This is a genomic window from Ferdinandcohnia sp. QZ13 (assembly GCF_031324165.1).
Taxonomy (GTDB): domain Bacteria; phylum Bacillota; class Bacilli; order Bacillales; family Bacillaceae_L; genus Ferdinandcohnia.
This window is the reverse complement of record NZ_JAVIVW010000001.1, coordinates 518410-535577: the sequence shown is the minus strand read 5'-3', so window position 1 is coordinate 535577 and position 17168 is coordinate 518410. Positions and strand designations below refer to the sequence as shown.

The following is a 17168-nucleotide window of genomic DNA, read 5'->3' as shown; positions in this document are numbered from 1 at the left end:
TTTTTCCATTATTTTTCTACCCTCTATAAAATGTGAATGGTTTAGTTTATAATAAAAATGATGCACAGTTTCACAATTGGAAAATGATAATCACCAAGCGAGGGGCTGGGAATTTTGGAGAAAAAAGAGTGGTATTTGGAATATGAAATTGCAAAAAATCGCCCAGGACTACTTGGGGATATATCTTCATTATTAGGAATGCTTTCGATAAATATTGTCACAATAAATGGTGTAGACGATCGTAGAAGAGGAATGCTTTTATTAAGTGATAGTAGTGAACAAATTGAAAGACTAGAATCAATCTTACATACAATGGATACGATAACCGTTACAAAGCTTAGAGAACCAAAGCTTCGTGATAAGCTTGCAGTAAGACATGGGAGATATATACAGCGGGATGCAGATGATAAAAAAACATTCCGGTTTACTCGCGATGAATTGGGGCTTCTTGTTGATTTCATGGCTGAGCTCTTTAAACAGGAGGGGCATAAGCTGATAGGAATACGGGGAATGCCAAGGGTGGGTAAAACTGAATCAGTTGTAGCTGCAAGTGTTTGTGCGCATAAAAAATGGTTGTTTGTATCGTCGACTTTATTAAAGCAAACAATGCGAAATGAGTTAATTCATGATGAGTACAACGTCAATAATCTTTTTATAATCGATGGCATAGTATCTACAAAGCGCGCAACTGAAAAACATTTACAGTTAGTTAGGGAGATCATGAGACTTCCTGCGGTTAAATTAGTAGAGCATCCTGATATATTTGTACGTAATACCGAGTATACATTAAAGGATTTTGATTACATTATTGAACTTCGAAATGAACCTGAAGAAGAAATTACATATGATATGGAATACCAAGAGTTTTCTGAGTCTAATTTTTCAGGTTTTGATTTTTAATTTTTATGTAAATATTATCGTTAAACCTTTACTGTGAAGGATAAAAATGCTAGTATTATGAACGCAAATATGTGAATAGGTATCTGAGAGTTGGTAGGTGAAAAAAATGACTGAATTAGGATCTAGACTTAAAGAAGCGAGAGAACAAAAAGGCTTAAGTTTGGATGATTTACAGCAAATAACGAAAATCCAAAAAAGATATTTGGTTGGTATTGAAGAAGGAAATTATTCTGTAATGCCAGGCAAATTCTACGTCCGTGCATTCATTAAACAATATGCTGAAGCTGTTGGGCTAAATCCTGAGGGATTATTTGAGGAATTTAAGTCAGAAATTCCAGGTACATATAACGATGACATTCCCGAACAAATTTCTAGAGTACAATCGAGAAAGCAAATTTCTACGACAAGTTCGAAAGTCATAGATAAAGTACCAATCATTATATTAGCACTCTTCCTTCTTGGTGGTGCGATGACGATTTATTGGTTTGTATCCAAAAAAGATGTTGCCCAAGAACCGGAGACAAAACTTGAGAGTCAGGAAACTGAATATGACGAATCAAATGAGCCACCTCCTGTTAAAGAGGAGCCAAAAGACGAGGAACAGGTAGCCGGTGAAACAGATAATACACCTGCTGAAGAAGAACCTGTGGAAGAAACTCCAGCTCAGGAGCTAGTCGAAATTGCAAAAGAAACAAGCACCGCCACCTATGAGTTAAAGAATACTGATACTTTTAAAGTGAAAGTTACCGCTTCCGAAGCTGGTCAATCATGGGTAACGCTTCAAAATCGTCAAAATGAAAGATTTATTTACGAAACAATTGCAAATGGCACAACAAAAGAGGTTGATTTAACAAATCAATCAGAAGTGATTTTAACAGTTGGCAGGTCTTCGGATCTCACAGTAGAAATCAATGGTGAGCCTTTTACGTATCCATTTGATACCGGACAAATTGTTCGTCAAATCATTACGTTAAAGTACACTCCAGGAACCGAGGAATAAACGAAAAGTCATCATTATGATGGCTTTTTGTTTCGTATAAGTGGTATTATCACTATTATAGATATTTTAGAATATGTTGGAGGTATGAATTTTGAATTTACCAAATAAGATTACAGTGGCAAGGATTTGCCTAATTCCACTATTTTTAATTATTATGTTTGTTCCGTTTGGATGGGGCGATGTTTCGATTGGCTCAATGTCTTTACCCGTTGCCCATTTAGTCGGTGCGATTATTTTTATTGTGGCTTCTAGTACAGATTGGATTGATGGTCACTTAGCAAGGAAGCATAATTTAGTAACGAACCTTGGAAAATTTTTAGATCCACTTGCAGACAAGCTTCTAGTATCAGCAGCGTTGGTCAGTTTAGTCGAGTTCGGCTTAGCGCCGGCATGGATGGTTGTTATAATCATAAGTAGAGAGTTCGCGGTTACTGGCTTACGTCTCTTATTAGCAGAGGGTGGAGAGGTTTCTGCTGCGAAAATGCTAGGAAAGATAAAAATGTGGGCTCAAGTTGTAGCTGTGTCTGCATTATTATTACATAATTGGCCGTTTGAATTTCTTTCAATCCCTTTTGATATGATTGCACTTTGGGTTGCTGTTATATTTACGATTGTTTCAGGATGGGATTACTTCGCGAAAAATAAAGGGGTTTTTGCAAACTCCAAATAGGATGGTGAGATTCTTAAATGAATGCTGAAATAATTGCTGTAGGCTCTGAACTCCTTTTGGGTCAAATTGCAAATACCAATGCACAATTTCTTTCCAAACAACTTGCCGAGCTTGGAATCAATGTTTACTTCCATACAGTCGTTGGCGACAATTCCGAACGTTTAGAGGAAGTGATTAATATCGCACAATCACGTTCCGATCTAATTATTTTTACGGGTGGATTGGGTCCAACAAAGGATGATTTAACAAAAGAAACGATTGCAAGGGTTTTAGGAACGCAACTTGTATTTGATGAAACAGCCCTACGTAGTATTGAAGATTTCTTTAAGAAAACAAATCGCCATATGACTGAGAATAATAAAAAGCAAGCTCTTGTCCTTAAGGGCTCTGAAATCCTTCATAACGATCATGGAATGGCACCTGGAATGGGACTAGAAGTCGATAAAATCACATATATGCTTTTCCCAGGTCCTCCTAAAGAGCTTAATCCAATGTTTCTTTCATACGGTGCACCATTCTTATTAAAAGCATTAGGTGTTGTTGAACGAATTGAATCTAGAGTATTGCGTTTCTTTGGTATTGGGGAGTCACAGCTTGAAACAGAGATTGAAGATTTAATCGATAATCAAACAAACCCCACCATTGCGCCATTGGCGAGTGATGGTGAAGTTACACTTCGTTTAACAGCAAAGCACAGTTCTCTTGACGTTGCAAATAGATTATTAAATGATACAGAGACACAAATCTTAAAGAGAGTAGGAAAGTTCTTATATGGCTATAACTCGACTTCGTTAGTTAATGAACTTATGAATAAACTAAAAGCGTCTCAGCTAACGATAGCGAGTGCTGAAAGTTTAACAGGTGGCTTGTTCGCAGAAGAATTAACGAATCTAGCTGGCTCTTCAGCAGTTGTGAAGGGTGGAGTTGTTTGTTATACAAATGAAGTGAAGGAACATGTGCTACAGGTGAAGAAGGAAACTCTTGATACGGAAGGGGCTGTAAGTCGTTCAACAGCCCTACAGCTTGCCGAGAACGTGAGGAAGCTCTTAAATTCGGATATAGGGATAAGTTTTACTGGAGTAGCGGGACCAAGTGAATCGGAAGGGAAACCGGTAGGTACGGTGTATATCGGGATTTCCTATTTAGATCAACCTACAAAGGTATATCCATTACAATTAGCGGGTTCCCGCCAAGGAATCAGAACTAGAACCATTAAATATGGGTTCTATTATTTGCTCCTATTATTAAACAAATAAGGAAACTGAAATTTTTACCAAAGGCGATCTTGATAGATCGTCTTTTTTTATGGAGTTAGAAGGAAAATACTCAATTTAGTTGAAAGTATTTATACCATAGTGTTCAAGATTTTAGATTTTTTAAATGGGGGTGTTTGAGGTGTATCAGTATTTTAATGGTTTCATTATTAGGGAAGGCACAGAAGGTGTTCCTGCAGACAATGTCGAGGGCCTTTTTAAAGATGCCGGAGGGGTGAAAAATATTCCAAATTGGCAAAAAGAAAAATTTTCGTTGATATTTCAAAACTCAACATGGGCATATACAGTCTGGGATCAGGAACAAATGATTGGTATGGTTCGTGTCATCTCAGACAAGATAATGGCAGCTACAATTATGGATTTAGTTGTCTTATCGGATTATCGTGGAAGGGGAATAGGTAAGAAGCTGGTAGAGCTTTGTGTTCAAAAGCTCCCACATGGTGATTGGTTTGCTCACACTTCAGCAAATAATTTTAGTTTCTATCAAAAATGTGGATTCGAAGTTAAAGACCCTAGTATGAATGGTACCTGTGCATTTTATGGATACAAACAAGCACGAATAGATGGACATAGGTAATAATGTTTTAGTTTTTATCAAAATACTCAAAATCAAAGTGATATGGGTAAAATAAAAAATGGCTGTTTTCGTAAACATTGTTGTTTTTGGATTTGATTGTGCGAAGGGAATAGTAATTATTGTTCTTCCAGTGATTTCAGCGGATAGTATGAGATCCTCGAAAATGCCAGCATTTTCTAAATCAACAATCTTTTAGAAAAGAGCTTAAAAATCGATACATAAGGGGTGCAATAAAATGACAAAAACGAATCAAAACATCGTTCCGCATTTATGGTATGACAAGGAGGCGAAAGAAGCAGCAGAGTTTTATACTTCTGTTTTTCCGAACTCGAGCATTACGAATGTAACTACACTCTACGATACGCCATCAGGAGATGCCGATTTAGTCTCATTTGAATTGTGGGGACAAAAGTTCATGGCAATTAGTGCAGGTCCTTATTTTAAATTTAATCCATCCATTTCTTTCTTCGTAAATTTTGACCCTTCAAGAGAAAAAGATGCGAGGGACAAAATGAATGAGGTTTGGAAAAAATTAGCTGAAGGTGGCGCAGTACTTATGCCACTTGATAAATATCCATTTAGTGAGAGGTATGGTTGGATTCAAGATAAGTATGGCTTGTCTTGGCAGTTAATCCTTACAAATCCAGAAGGTGAAGAGCGGCCAACGATTATACCGTCATTCATGTTTACTGGAGATAAATGCGGTAAAACAGAGGAAGCTCTAAAATTTTATTTATCTGTATTCAAGAACTCAAAGCAGGGCAATTTGGTCCGTTACCCTAAGGGGATGGAACCAAACAAAGAAGGAACAATTATGTTTTCTGATTTTAGACTAGAAAATCATTGGTTTGTAGCAATGGATAGTGCCGGAGATCATGAATTCAATTTTAACGAGGCCATTTCATTTATGGTATATTGCGACACACAAGAAGAGATTGATTTCTATTGGGGAAAGTTGTCAGCTGTTCCTGAAGCCGAACAATGTGGATGGCTGAAAGATATGTATGGAGTGTCTTGGCAGATTGTGCCACGCGAAATGGATGAGATGATGAAAAATAGCACTCCAGAACAAATTGAACGTGTTAATAAGGCTGTTCTAAAAATGAAAAAGTTAGATCTGGCCGAACTACAGAGACTATACAAGGGATAATGCCAATACGGTCGAAGTTCAATTATTAGAAATCAAGGGGAATATCATATAAAATGATCATAATGAAACAATGAGGAGGAAAATCGATGTTAGATGACAAGCAAACTAAATCAACAACATCTTCAACAGATGGCTATGGAGCGTTGAAAGAACTAAATGGTGTGAAAAAATTAAAAAGCTTGGACATTGACAGTTCCTCAGGATTTGTCTGCGATGTCAACACAGGGATATGTGGTCCGATAAAACCGAAGAAAGAAGATAAAAAATAGTCCTTTTACCGATTGGATGAAATAAATAGATAATGGGCGTAAGTTGCATATGCTTACGTTTTTTTATGATTATTATAATTTTATTTGAAAGACTAAAATTAAAATTTAATGTTCTTTATAACTTTGAAAATACAATTTTCAACCATTAATAATTGGATTTATGGGAAAAAACTATTAATAAAAATAAGCGAATAAATGTTCGACTTTTTGCTTGGCAAATCGAACAAAACATTGTATAGTAATAGTAGTTTCACGAATAAAGGAGGAAAAATTAGTGAGTGATCGTCAAGCGGCCTTAGAAATGGCATTGAAGCAGATAGAGAAACAGTTTGGTAAGGGCTCAATCATGAAGCTTGGAGAACAAACTGATCGTCGAATTTCTACTATATCTAGTGGTTCACTAGCGGTAGACGTAGCATTAGGTGTTGGAGGATATCCAAGAGGACGGATAATTGAAATATATGGACCAGAAAGCTCTGGTAAAACAACTGTAGCACTTCATGCAATTGCTGAAGTACAAAAGACTGGTGGACAAGCAGCGTTTATTGACGCGGAACATGCGCTTGATCCAGCATATGCACAAAAATTAGGTGTAAACATTGATGAACTATTATTATCTCAGCCTGATACTGGTGAACAAGCATTAGAAATAGCTGAAGCATTAGTACGTAGTGGTGCAGTCGATATTTTAGTAGTTGACTCTGTTGCAGCACTTGTTCCAAAAGCAGAAATTGAAGGTGAAATGGGAGATTCCCATATGGGTCTACAAGCCCGCTTAATGTCACAAGCATTACGTAAGCTTTCAGGTGCAATCAATAAATCAAATACAATTGCAATTTTCATTAACCAGGTCCGTGAGAAAATTGGGGTAATGTTCGGAAACCCAGAAACAACCCCAGGTGGACGTGCGCTTAAATTCTATTCTTCTGTAAGACTAGAGGTTCGTCGTGCGGAACAATTAAAACAAGGCAACGAACTTGTTGGTAATAGAACAAAAGTGAAGGTTGTTAAGAATAAAGTAGCACCACCATTTAAAACAGCTGAAGTAGACATTATGTACGGAGAAGGAATTTCAATTGAGGGCGAAATCATTGATATCGGTTCGGAACTTGATATCGTCCAAAAGAGTGGCTCTTGGTATTCTTATAATGAAGAAAGAGTTGGTCAGGGACGCGAAAATGCAAAACAATTCTTAAAAGAAAACCCTGATGTTCGTAATGAAATCCTTCAGCAAATTAGAAATCATTATGGGCTTGACGGTGTTAAAGTAGCACCAGCTGATGAGGAACAGGAAGAGTTTGATTTACAAGACTAATGAAGATGGAGACACAGCATTTGTGTCTCTTCTTTAATTTCTCCATCCACTCACTCAAATTTGAACGCGAAAGAAACCACCTCTTAGCTTCGTAGACACACGAATATAGACAATTCCGCTACACAAAATTTCCATTTTCATGAAACAGTATTTTTGACAGCTCTTGACAATAAAAATTCACACATTTACAATTAAAATGTATATTTTACATTTTGTTAGAATTAAAACGTTAGAAGCAAAACTCGGTTTGAGCTTTTGCTATTCAGACCCGGAGTAGTTCAAGCTGCTTTCGGATCGTAACCTAAGACTCTGATTAGCTTAAAAAGCCTTTGCGCTGTATGTTATCTATCTAACTTTATTCAGTAACGTTTAATCGTGCTTAATAAAGTTAAAGGCTCCGGCGTATATATGCAATTGTTTACAGAATTTTTTTGAGTTACCTCAAGAAATTTGGATGCAAATACGCAAGGGCGCAATTGATTAATGTACATGCCGACATTTTGATCTAGCAAGAAAAAGTTCATAGCAAGAGGAGGTGAAGAAGATGGATCCCATTTCTATAATCATCTCCACTTTGTCTGGCCTAATCGTCGGTGCGATTGTTGGCTTTTATGTTCGTAAATCAATTGCCGAAACAAAAATTGCAGGTGCAAAAAGTGTTGCCGAACAAATTATTGAAGATGCCAATAGAGAAGCAGATTCATTAAAGAAGGAAGCACTGTTAGAGGCAAAAGATGAAATTCACAAACTTCGCACAGAGGCAGAAAAAGAAGTCCGTGATCGAAGAAACGAACTACAAAAACAAGAAAATCGTTTATTGCAAAAAGAAGAGAACCTTGATCGCAAGGATGAAACCTTAGATAAACGTGAATCCATGTTAGAAAAGAAAGAGGATTCTCTCGCTCAAAGACAACAGCATATTGAAGAGATGGAAAGCAAAGTGGAAGAGATGGTACACAAGCAACAAGTTGAACTTGAGCGCATTTCTAGCTTAACACGTGAAGAAGCAAAGCAAATCATCCTTGAACGTATTGAAAACGAACTTTCCCATGATATTGCGATGATGGTGAAAGAGGCAGAAATTCGTGCAAAGGAAGAATCTGATAAAAAGGCTAAAGAAATACTTTCGCTAGCTATTCAAAGATGTGCCGCTGATCATGTCGCAGAAACTACAGTATCTGTAGTTAACTTGCCTAATGATGAGATGAAAGGTCGTATTATTGGTAGAGAAGGACGAAACATCCGTACACTTGAAACATTAACGGGTATTGACCTCATTATTGATGATACTCCAGAGGCAGTTATTTTATCTGGCTTTGATCCAATTCGCCGTGAAACAGCGAGAATCGCACTTGAAAAACTTGTTCAAGACGGACGTATTCATCCAGCACGTATTGAAGAGATGGTTGATAAATCAAGGCGTGAAGTTGACGAATATATTCGTGAAGTGGGTGAACAAACAACCTTTGAGGTTGGTGTTCATGGACTCCATCCTGATTTAATTAAGATTTTAGGTCGCTTGAAGTATCGTACAAGCTATGGCCAAAATGTCTTAAAGCACTCAATGGAAGTATCATTCTTGGCAGGTTTAATGGCTGCTGAGTTAGGTGAAGATGAAACACTTGCTCGTCGTGCTGGACTATTACACGATATCGGTAAAGCTATTGACCATGAAGTGGAAGGTAGCCACGTTGAAATTGGTGTAGAATTAGCAACGAAATATAAAGAGCATCCAATTGTTATCAATAGTATTGCTTCCCACCATGGTGATACGGAACCAACATCTATCATTGCTGTCTTAGTTGCAGCAGCTGATGCTTTATCTGCCGCAAGACCTGGTGCTAGAAGTGAGACACTTGAAAACTATATCCGCCGCCTTGAAAAGCTAGAGGAGATTTCAGAATCCTATGATGGTGTTGAAAAATCCTTTGCTATACAAGCCGGACGTGAAGTTCGAATTATCGTAAAACCTGATGCAATCGATGATTTAAATGCCCATCGATTAGCCCGCGATATCCGTAAACGAATCGAAGAAGAGTTGGATTATCCGGGTCATATCAAGGTAACCGTTATTCGTGAAACAAGAGCGGTTGAATATGCAAAATAAAGTGGTCGTTTAGACCACTTTATTTTTTTGCTCAAAATTATTAGAAAAGTTACAACTGGCAAATACTCTAAAAAATGGCCTTTGACATTGAGATTTTTCGCTTTTTGTGCTTCACTTGTTATGAAAGGGGCTTTTACATGAAGATTTTATTTATTGGTGATGTTGTCGGCTCACCAGGAAGAGATATGATCCGTGAATATCTCCCGAAACTAAAGGCAAAATTCCATCCTACACTTACCATCGTGAATGGTGAAAATGCAGCATCGGGACGAGGGATTACTAAAAAAATATACAACCAAATTCTCGAGAACGGTGCCCAAGCAATCACTCTAGGTAATCATACATGGGACAACAAAGACATTTTCGAGTTTATTGATACTGCTAAAAACATGATCCGTCCTGCCAATTTCCCCGAAGGAACACCTGGTCAAGGAATCATGTATAGTAAAGTGAATGGACAAGAGGTTGCAATTATTAATTTGCAAGGGCGGACATTTCTCCCTGCCATTGACGACCCGTTTAAAAAATGTGATGAATTAATTGGACAAGCAAAAAAGCGAACTTCCATCATTTTCGTTGACTTTCATGCGGAAGCTACAAGTGAAAAAATTGCGATGGGCTGGTATCTTGATGGACGGGTAACTGCTGTCGTTGGAACACATACACATGTCCAAACAGCGGACAATCGTGTTTTACCACAAGGCACTGCCTTTATAACAGATGTTGGTATGACAGGGCCATACGATGGGATTTTAGGTATGGATAAAGAAGCTGTTATTCATAAATTTAAAACGACTTTACCTACACGATTTGAAGTGGTTCAAGGAAGAACCCAATTAAATGGTGTTCTTATAGATGTAGACCCAAAGAGTGGAAAGGCAAAAGGGATTCAGCGAATTCTCATTAATGACGATCACCCATTTTTTGACTGAACTTTTCAACCAAGATATTCATTCCAATATCTTGGTTTTTTCATGTTTCGAACAAGTTTTTGAATTTTTAGAAAAAACTTAGAAACAAGCAGGAATACTGGTAGTTTCTAGTGAATATAGTAGTTATGGGATCATTATTCGTTGTTCAACAGGACTTGGGAATCCCTGGTTGAATAAAGATAGCCACTGGTATGTCTTGCGATCGTGTTATGATCTTAGAAAAATAGTGATAGATCGTAATTTATCAGTTGGTGTTGGTTTGTATGGTTCTACCGATCACTCAGGGAAACATTGTAAAGAACAAGGAGGAAAGTAGAAATGGAAATATTAAAAGTTTCAGCAAAATCTAATCCAAACTCTGTAGCTGGAGCTCTTGCAGGTGTATTGCGTGAAAGAGGAGCTGCAGAAATCCAGGCGATTGGTGCAGGTGCATTAAATCAGGCAGTGAAAGCAGTAGCGATAGCTAGAGGGTTTGTGGCACCGAGTGGAGTGGACCTAATTTGTATTCCGGCATTTACAGATATTCAAATTGATGGTGAAGAAAGAACTGCTATAAAATTAATCGTTGAACCACGATGAATGTATGTCCTTTTATATAAAGTGGTCAAGTGACGGATAGTAGCCTGTTTGTCTTATAAGACAAACAGGTATTTTTGTGTAAAATAGAAAGAAAAGGGAGTTGATTAATTTGAAAATATTTGATGCGCATTCCGATGTTTTATATAAAATGTGGATGGACCCTACCATTGATTTTGCCGACTCACCGAAATTACATATTACATATAATCAATTAAAAGCAGCAGGTAGCAAAGTGCAATGCTTTGCGATATATATTCCTGAAGAAGTAAGACCGGAAAGCCGGTTTGAAACAGCGTTAGAAATGGTAGAAATTTTTTATAAGAGAGTAATTGCCCCTTCGCCGTTATTAAAAGCGGTACGAACAAGAGAGGACATTTTGGCTTTGAAGGAGAATGAGATAGGTGCTTTCTTAACGTTAGAAGGCTGTGACGCAATTGATCAAAGTATAGTAAAACTTCAAACGCTAATAAGGCTTGGTGTGTCGTCTGTTGGGCTAACTTGGAATTATGCTAATTTTGTTGCGGATGGCATAGGAGAACCTCGTGGAGCGGGGCTATCAAGCTTCGGTAAAGAGGTTGTGAAGGAGCATAATAGGTCATTCATTTGGACAGATGTATCCCATTTATCGATCAAAGGGTTTTGGGATGTCATGGAAATAGCGGATTATCCGATTGCTTCTCATTCAAATGCAATCTCAATTTGCAATCACCGACGCAATCTTCAAGACGATCAAATACGCGCACTCATACAAAAGAATGGCATGATTGGAGTCACGTTTGTCCCGCAATTTTTAAGTAATCGGGGCACTGCAACTATAAATGATGTATTGAAACATCTTGACTATATTTGTTCATTAGGCGGAGAAAACCATGTTGGATTTGGATCTGATTTTGATGGTATAACAGAAACAACCACTGGACTTGAGTGCTTCCTAGGGTACGAAATTCTTGTAAATAACTTGTTAAAACATTACACAGAGAGTCAGGTGAGAAAATTCTTATATGATAATTTTATAGAGAATCTACCTGTGTAAAAGTGGCTCTTGTTCTAACTGAATGAAATTAAATTAATTGAAAAATAAAAAAATATACATTTTTCTTCATAATTTGCTTACTAAGGGTTGCTTTTTTTCGTTGATAGGTCTAGAATGAAAGCGTTTAGTACATATCCAACAGGATAAATTCGGACAGCTTTTTGCACTTCATTTTTGGTGAATTAATCCCAACTTTGTTGTTGGAAAAGGTCCTGTATCTAATCACTAGAATTACATAAAAAATCTATTACTGCAGAGTTGGAAAGTGCTATACACTCAAACCTAAAAAAAATCTTATATAGAACGTATTCCAAAGGGGTGTAAGTCATGATCAATCAACTTTCATGGAAAGTTGGCGGACAACAAGGGGAAGGAATCGAAAGTACTGGGGAAATCTTTTCCATAGCTTTAAATCGTTTAGGCTACTATTTATACGGTTATCGCCATTTTTCATCACGTATTAAAGGTGGTCACACGAATAACAAAATTCGAGTAAGTACAACTCAAGTTCGTTCAATTTCAGACGATCTTGATATTTTAGTAGCTTTTGACCAAGAGACAATTGATTTTAATTTTCATGAGTTACGAGATGGCGGAGTTGTGTTGGCGGATGCTAAATTCGGACCAACCATTCCCGAAAACACCAATGTTCATTTATTTTCTGTTCCTTTTACTCAAATTGCAACTGAACTTGGAACGTCCCTTATGAAAAACATGGTTGCTATTGGTGCAACTACTTCCTTATTAGACCTCGATTTGAATGTGTATTTAAATGTTGTAGAAGAAATCTTTGGTCGTAAAGGTCAGCAGGTTGTCGAAAAGAATATGGAAGCAATCAAAGCAGGTGCTAAATTCCTACAGGATCAACTTAGCGAAGACGTAAAAATGAAGCTAGAAAAAGCGGACGGAAAGCAGCGCATGTTCATGATTGGTAATGACGCAATTGCTTTGGGTGCTCTAGCTGGTGGAGCAAGATTTATGCCTGCATACCCAATTACCCCCGCTTCTGAAATTATGGAATACTTAATTAGCAAACTACCTGAATTTGGTGGAACAGTGATCCAAACGGAGGATGAAATTGCAGCGTGTACAATGGCAATTGGCTCTAACTATGCCGGTGTTCGTGCATTTACTGCTTCTGCTGGACCAGGTTTATCATTAATGATGGAATCAATCGGATTATCAGGTATCACTGAAACACCACTTGTTATTATTGATACACAACGTGGAGGACCTAGTACTGGTTTGCCAACAAAGCAGGAACAATCTGATTTAATGGCAATGATTTACGGTACGCACGGAGAAATTCCTAAGATTGTAATGGCACCTAGTACCGTACAGGAAGCTTTTTACGACATCATCGAAGCATTTAACCTTGCTGAGGAATATCAATGTCCGGTTATTTTTCTAACAGACTTACAACTTTCTCTTGGTAAGCAAACCGTTGAACCACTTGATTATTCTCAGATTGAAATCAGACGCGGAAATCTAATTCTTGATGATGAATTACCAGAATTAGAGAATAAGGAATATTTTAAGCGGTATGAAGTGACAGATAGTGGAGTATCTCCACGTGTAGTTCCAGGCGTGAAAAATGGAATCCACCATGTAACGGGTGTTGAACATAATGAACAAGGTAAACCATCCGAGGTTGCAAGCAACCGTAAGGATCAAATGGAAAAACGCCTTAGAAAGGTTAAAAACATTCAATTCAAGACTCCTGTCCATAAAAATGTGAAACATGAAGAGGCAGACCTTTTAGTTGTAGGTTTTAACTCAACTCGAGGTGCGATTGAAGAAGCCATGACTCGCCTTGAGAATGATGGTATTAAAGTAAACCATGCTCAGGTTCGTTTAATTCATCCATTCCCAACTGACGAAATGTTACCTTTAGTTCAATCAGCTAAGAAAGTATTAGTAGTTGAGAATAACGCTACAGGTCAGCTCGCAAACATTATGAAGATGAATGTAGGACATGCGGACAAGATTACTAATTTCTTAAAGTATGACGGTAATCCGTTCCTACCTCATGAAGTTCACACAAAGTGTAAGGAGTTGTTCTAATATGGCAACATTTAAAGACTTTCGTAATAATGTAAAACCTAACTGGTGTCCAGGATGTGGTGACTTCTCCGTACAAGCGGCAATTCAGCGTGCGGCCGCAAATGTTGGACTTGAGCCTGAACAGTTAGCTGTTATCTCGGGGATTGGATGCTCAGGACGTATTTCGGGATATATCAATGCCTATGGATTGCACGGTATTCATGGACGTTCACTACCAATTGCTCAAGGGGTAAAAATGGCTAACCGTGATTTAACCGTTATTGCTTCAGGTGGAGACGGTGATGGTTATGCAATTGGGATGAGCCATACAATTCATGCGATTCGTCGTAATATCGACATCACATATATTGTTATGGATAACCAAATTTATGGGTTAACAAAAGGTCAAACTTCACCAAGAAGTGAAATGGGCTTTAAAACAAAGAGTACGCCACAAGGCTCAATTGAGTCTGCGCTTTCCGTTATGGAAATGGCGTTAACTGCCGGGGCAACTTTTGTTGCGCAAAGTTTCTCTACGGACCTTAAAGATTTGACAGCACTAATTGAGGCTGGCATTAAGCATAAAGGTTTCTCATTAATTAACGTATTTAGCCCATGTGTTACGTATAACAAGGTGAACACATATGATTGGTTTAAAGAAAACCTAACAAAACTAGCGGTTGTAGAAGGATATGATCCATCTGATCGTTCTATGGCTATGCAGACATTGATGAAGCATAATAGTCTCGTATCAGGGCTTATCTATCAGAATACAGAAAAGCCTTCCTATCAAGAACTTGTGCATGGATATAATGAAACCCCACTTGTGCATGCTGATTTGAATCTGGATGAAGAAAAATTCAATAAGCTAGTTGCAGAATTTATGTAATACACTAACCCTACTAAGGATTTTTGTCTTAGTAGGGTTTTTGTTTTAACCTTTACTCACTGTTTTTTGAATGATAAAATAGGCATGTATGTCTTGGCTATGAAAAATGTACAAATTTCTACATTTTCTATGGTTTTATTGTATTAAAACTTGTTAAACCTTATACTAGTTAAATGTGTAGGTTTGTAGTGTTTAAGAATTTAAAAACTTTACAACAGATCGTTTTTGTAAAAAGGAAGGAGATACCACATGAACGAAAAACAACGTCTTGAAAGTACTCAAGTAAAACCTGCGGACAAAAAATCCGAAAAGGATTACAGTAAGTATTTTCAATCCGTTTATCAACCACCTTCATTAAAAGATGCGAAAAAACGTGGTAAAGAACAAGTTAATTACTTAAAAGAGTTTTCAATCCCTGAGGATATGAAAGATGCAGGAAAAGGAAAACGCTTTTTAATCCGTACGTATGGTTGCCAAATGAACGAGCATGATACGGAAGTAATGGCTGGTATTTTTATGGAAATGGGCTATGAGCCAACTGAAAGTACCGAAGACGCAGACATTATTTTACTTAATACTTGTGCGATTCGTGAAAACGCAGAAAACAAAGTATTTGGTGAAATCGGACACCTTAAACCATTAAAACTTGAAAATCCAGATCTTTTAATTGGAGTTTGTGGATGTATGTCCCAAGAAGAATCAGTGGTTAATAAAATTCTTGAAAAACATCAATTTATTGATATGATTTTTGGTACTCATAATATTCACCGCCTTCCTCATATTGTAAAAGAAGCGATGTTCAGTAAAGAGATGGTTGTTGAAGTATGGTCTAAGGAAGGTGACATTATTGAAAACCTTCCAAAAGTACGTAAAGGAAATATCAAGGGTTGGGTCAATATTATGTATGGTTGTGACAAATTCTGTACCTACTGTATCGTGCCTTATACGCGTGGTAAGGAACGGAGCCGTCGCCCAGAGGATATTATTGAAGAGGTACGACATTTAGCTAGACAAGGATATAAAGAAATTACCTTACTTGGTCAAAACGTAAATGCTTATGGTAAGGATTTTACAGATATCAAATATGGTTTAGGGGACTTAATGGACGAGTTACGTAAGATTGATATCCCACGTATTCGTTTCACGACAAGTCATCCACGTGATTTTGATGATCATTTAATTGAAGTACTTGCTAAAGGTGGAAACCTGATGGAACACATCCACCTACCTGTACAATCTGGGAGCTCTCAAGTATTAAAACTAATGTCTCGTAAATATACTAGAGAATCCTATTTAGAGTTAGTTCGTAAAATGAAGGAACAAATTCCGAATGCTTCCTTTACGACAGATATTATAGTTGGTTTCCCTAATGAAACGGATGAACAATTTGAAGAAACACTTTCTTTATATAGAGAAGTAGAATTTGATTCTGCCTATACCTTCATTTATTCACCACGTGAAGGAACACCAGCAGCAAAAATGGAAGATAACATTTCAATGGAAGTGAAGAAGGAAAGACTTCAGCGTCTTAATGCACTTGTAAATGAGATTTCTGCAAAGAAAAATCTTGCATACCAAGATCAAGTTGTGGAAGTTCTTGTTGAAGGTGAGAGTAAAAACAATCCGGATGTTTTAGCTGGATATACAAGTAAGAATAAATTGGTCAACTTCAAAGGCCCAAAATCAGCAATTGGTAAAATTGTAAAAGTAAAAATTATACAAGCAAAAACTTGGTCATTAGATGGGGAAATGATCGAAGAAGCGGTAGAGGTGAACTAAGATGGCACAATACACAAAAGAGCAAATCGTTGAGCGTGCAACAGAGCTTGCAAAAATGATTGCAGAAACAGAAGAAGTTGATTTCTTTAAACGTGCAGAAGCACAAATCAACGAGAACAAAAAGGTTCAAGAGATTATAGAAACAATTAAAAGCTTGCAAAAACAAGCAGTTAATTTCCAGCACTACGGTAAGTCTGAAGCATTAAAGCAAGTTGAAGAAAAAATTGATAATTTACAAGCAGAACTTGATAGCATCCCAGTTGTAGAAGAATTCAAAAACTCACAACTTGAAGTGAATGATCTTCTACAGCTTGTAGCACATACGATTTCAAACAATGTAACAAATGAAATCATTACGTCTACTGGCGGAGACTTATTAGCAGGTGAAACTGGTTCAAAAATAAATAACAAAAGTGGCTGTGGCTGTCACTAAGGAGAAAAGGCAAAAGCGTAAAGCTTTTGCCTTATTTTTTTTGCTTGGTTATGCAGAGGTTATATTTTTGCTTGTACCGCTTTTAAAAAAAGGTACATAAATGGGCGAACGCGCATACAATGAACTATACGGTAATCGTAAGGTTGATTTATAAAGAGAAGGACATTGCGTTTTTTTAGTACTTATTTTGAATGGTTAATTCAACTTTTTTTCATGTA

The 17168-nt window shown here is 37.3% G+C and carries 16 protein-coding genes; all 16 read left to right on the top strand.

All coding sequences use genetic code 11. From position 1 onward, the window contains the following. The first annotated feature begins 114 nt into the window (after positions 1-114). On the top strand, positions 115-900 hold the full coding sequence (locus tag RGU12_RS02575; protein ID WP_116350856.1) for a YmfK family protein: 786 nt from the start codon (positions 115-117) through the stop codon (positions 898-900). A gap of 106 nt (positions 901-1006) precedes the next feature. Beyond that, a complete protein-coding gene (locus RGU12_RS02570) occupies positions 1007-1900 on the top strand; it encodes a RodZ domain-containing protein (protein WP_309534673.1) in 894 nt (297 codons plus the stop codon). Between the two features lie 91 nt (positions 1901-1991). Further along, positions 1992-2570 (top strand): CDP-diacylglycerol--glycerol-3-phosphate 3-phosphatidyltransferase, encoded by a 579-nt coding sequence (gene pgsA, locus RGU12_RS02565; protein ID WP_309534672.1) that lies wholly within the window; start codon positions 1992-1994, stop codon positions 2568-2570. A gap of 17 nt (positions 2571-2587) precedes the next feature. Next, positions 2588-3826: a competence/damage-inducible protein A gene (locus RGU12_RS02560; RefSeq protein WP_309534671.1), complete on the top strand. Its 1239-nt coding sequence runs from the start codon at positions 2588-2590 to the stop codon at positions 3824-3826. Positions 3827-3965: 139 nt separating this feature from the next. After that, positions 3966-4421: a GNAT family N-acetyltransferase gene (locus tag RGU12_RS02555; RefSeq protein WP_309534670.1), complete on the top strand. Its 456-nt coding sequence runs from the start codon at positions 3966-3968 to the stop codon at positions 4419-4421. Positions 4422-4656: 235 nt separating this feature from the next. Then, complete coding sequence (locus RGU12_RS02550; protein ID WP_309534669.1) at positions 4657-5571, top strand: VOC family protein; 915 nt, start codon at positions 4657-4659, stop codon at positions 5569-5571. 86 nt (positions 5572-5657) lie between these two features. Next, complete coding sequence (locus RGU12_RS02545) at positions 5658-5840, top strand: hypothetical protein (RefSeq protein ID WP_309534668.1); 183 nt, start codon at positions 5658-5660, stop codon at positions 5838-5840. Positions 5841-6114: 274 nt separating this feature from the next. Continuing rightward, positions 6115-7155: a recombinase RecA gene (gene recA, locus RGU12_RS02540; RefSeq protein WP_099355307.1), complete on the top strand. Its 1041-nt coding sequence runs from the start codon at positions 6115-6117 to the stop codon at positions 7153-7155. A gap of 544 nt (positions 7156-7699) precedes the next feature. Further along, on the top strand, positions 7700-9262 hold the full coding sequence (gene rny / locus RGU12_RS02535) for a ribonuclease Y (protein WP_309534667.1): 1563 nt from the start codon (positions 7700-7702) through the stop codon (positions 9260-9262). 137 nt (positions 9263-9399) lie between these two features. Beyond that, positions 9400-10194, top strand: coding sequence for a 2',3'-cyclic-nucleotide 2'-phosphodiesterase (gene ymdB, locus RGU12_RS02530; RefSeq protein ID WP_309534666.1), 795 nt, complete (start codon positions 9400-9402; stop codon positions 10192-10194). A gap of 318 nt (positions 10195-10512) precedes the next feature. Then, a complete protein-coding gene (spoVS, locus tag RGU12_RS02525) occupies positions 10513-10773 on the top strand; it encodes a stage V sporulation protein SpoVS (RefSeq protein WP_003181955.1) in 261 nt (86 codons plus the stop codon). A 109-nt stretch (positions 10774-10882) separates the two neighbouring features. After that, complete coding sequence (locus RGU12_RS02520) at positions 10883-11806, top strand: dipeptidase (RefSeq protein WP_309534665.1); 924 nt, start codon at positions 10883-10885, stop codon at positions 11804-11806. Positions 11807-12133: 327 nt separating this feature from the next. Further along, positions 12134-13870, top strand: a complete 1737-nt coding sequence (locus RGU12_RS02515) for a 2-oxoacid:acceptor oxidoreductase subunit alpha (protein ID WP_309534664.1) — start codon at positions 12134-12136, stop codon at positions 13868-13870. Between the two features lies 1 nt (position 13871). Continuing rightward, positions 13872-14738, top strand: a complete 867-nt coding sequence (locus tag RGU12_RS02510) for a 2-oxoacid:ferredoxin oxidoreductase subunit beta (protein ID WP_309534663.1) — start codon at positions 13872-13874, stop codon at positions 14736-14738. A 249-nt stretch (positions 14739-14987) separates the two neighbouring features. Then, positions 14988-16517 carry a tRNA (N6-isopentenyl adenosine(37)-C2)-methylthiotransferase MiaB gene (miaB, locus tag RGU12_RS02505; RefSeq protein ID WP_309534662.1) on the top strand — a complete coding sequence of 510 codons (1530 nt, stop codon included), beginning with the start codon at positions 14988-14990 and terminating at the stop codon, positions 16515-16517. Between the two features lies 1 nt (position 16518). Beyond that, complete coding sequence (gene ricA / locus RGU12_RS02500) at positions 16519-16950, top strand: regulatory iron-sulfur-containing complex subunit RicA (protein ID WP_309534661.1); 432 nt, start codon at positions 16519-16521, stop codon at positions 16948-16950. Positions 16951-17168: the final 218 nt, after the last annotated feature.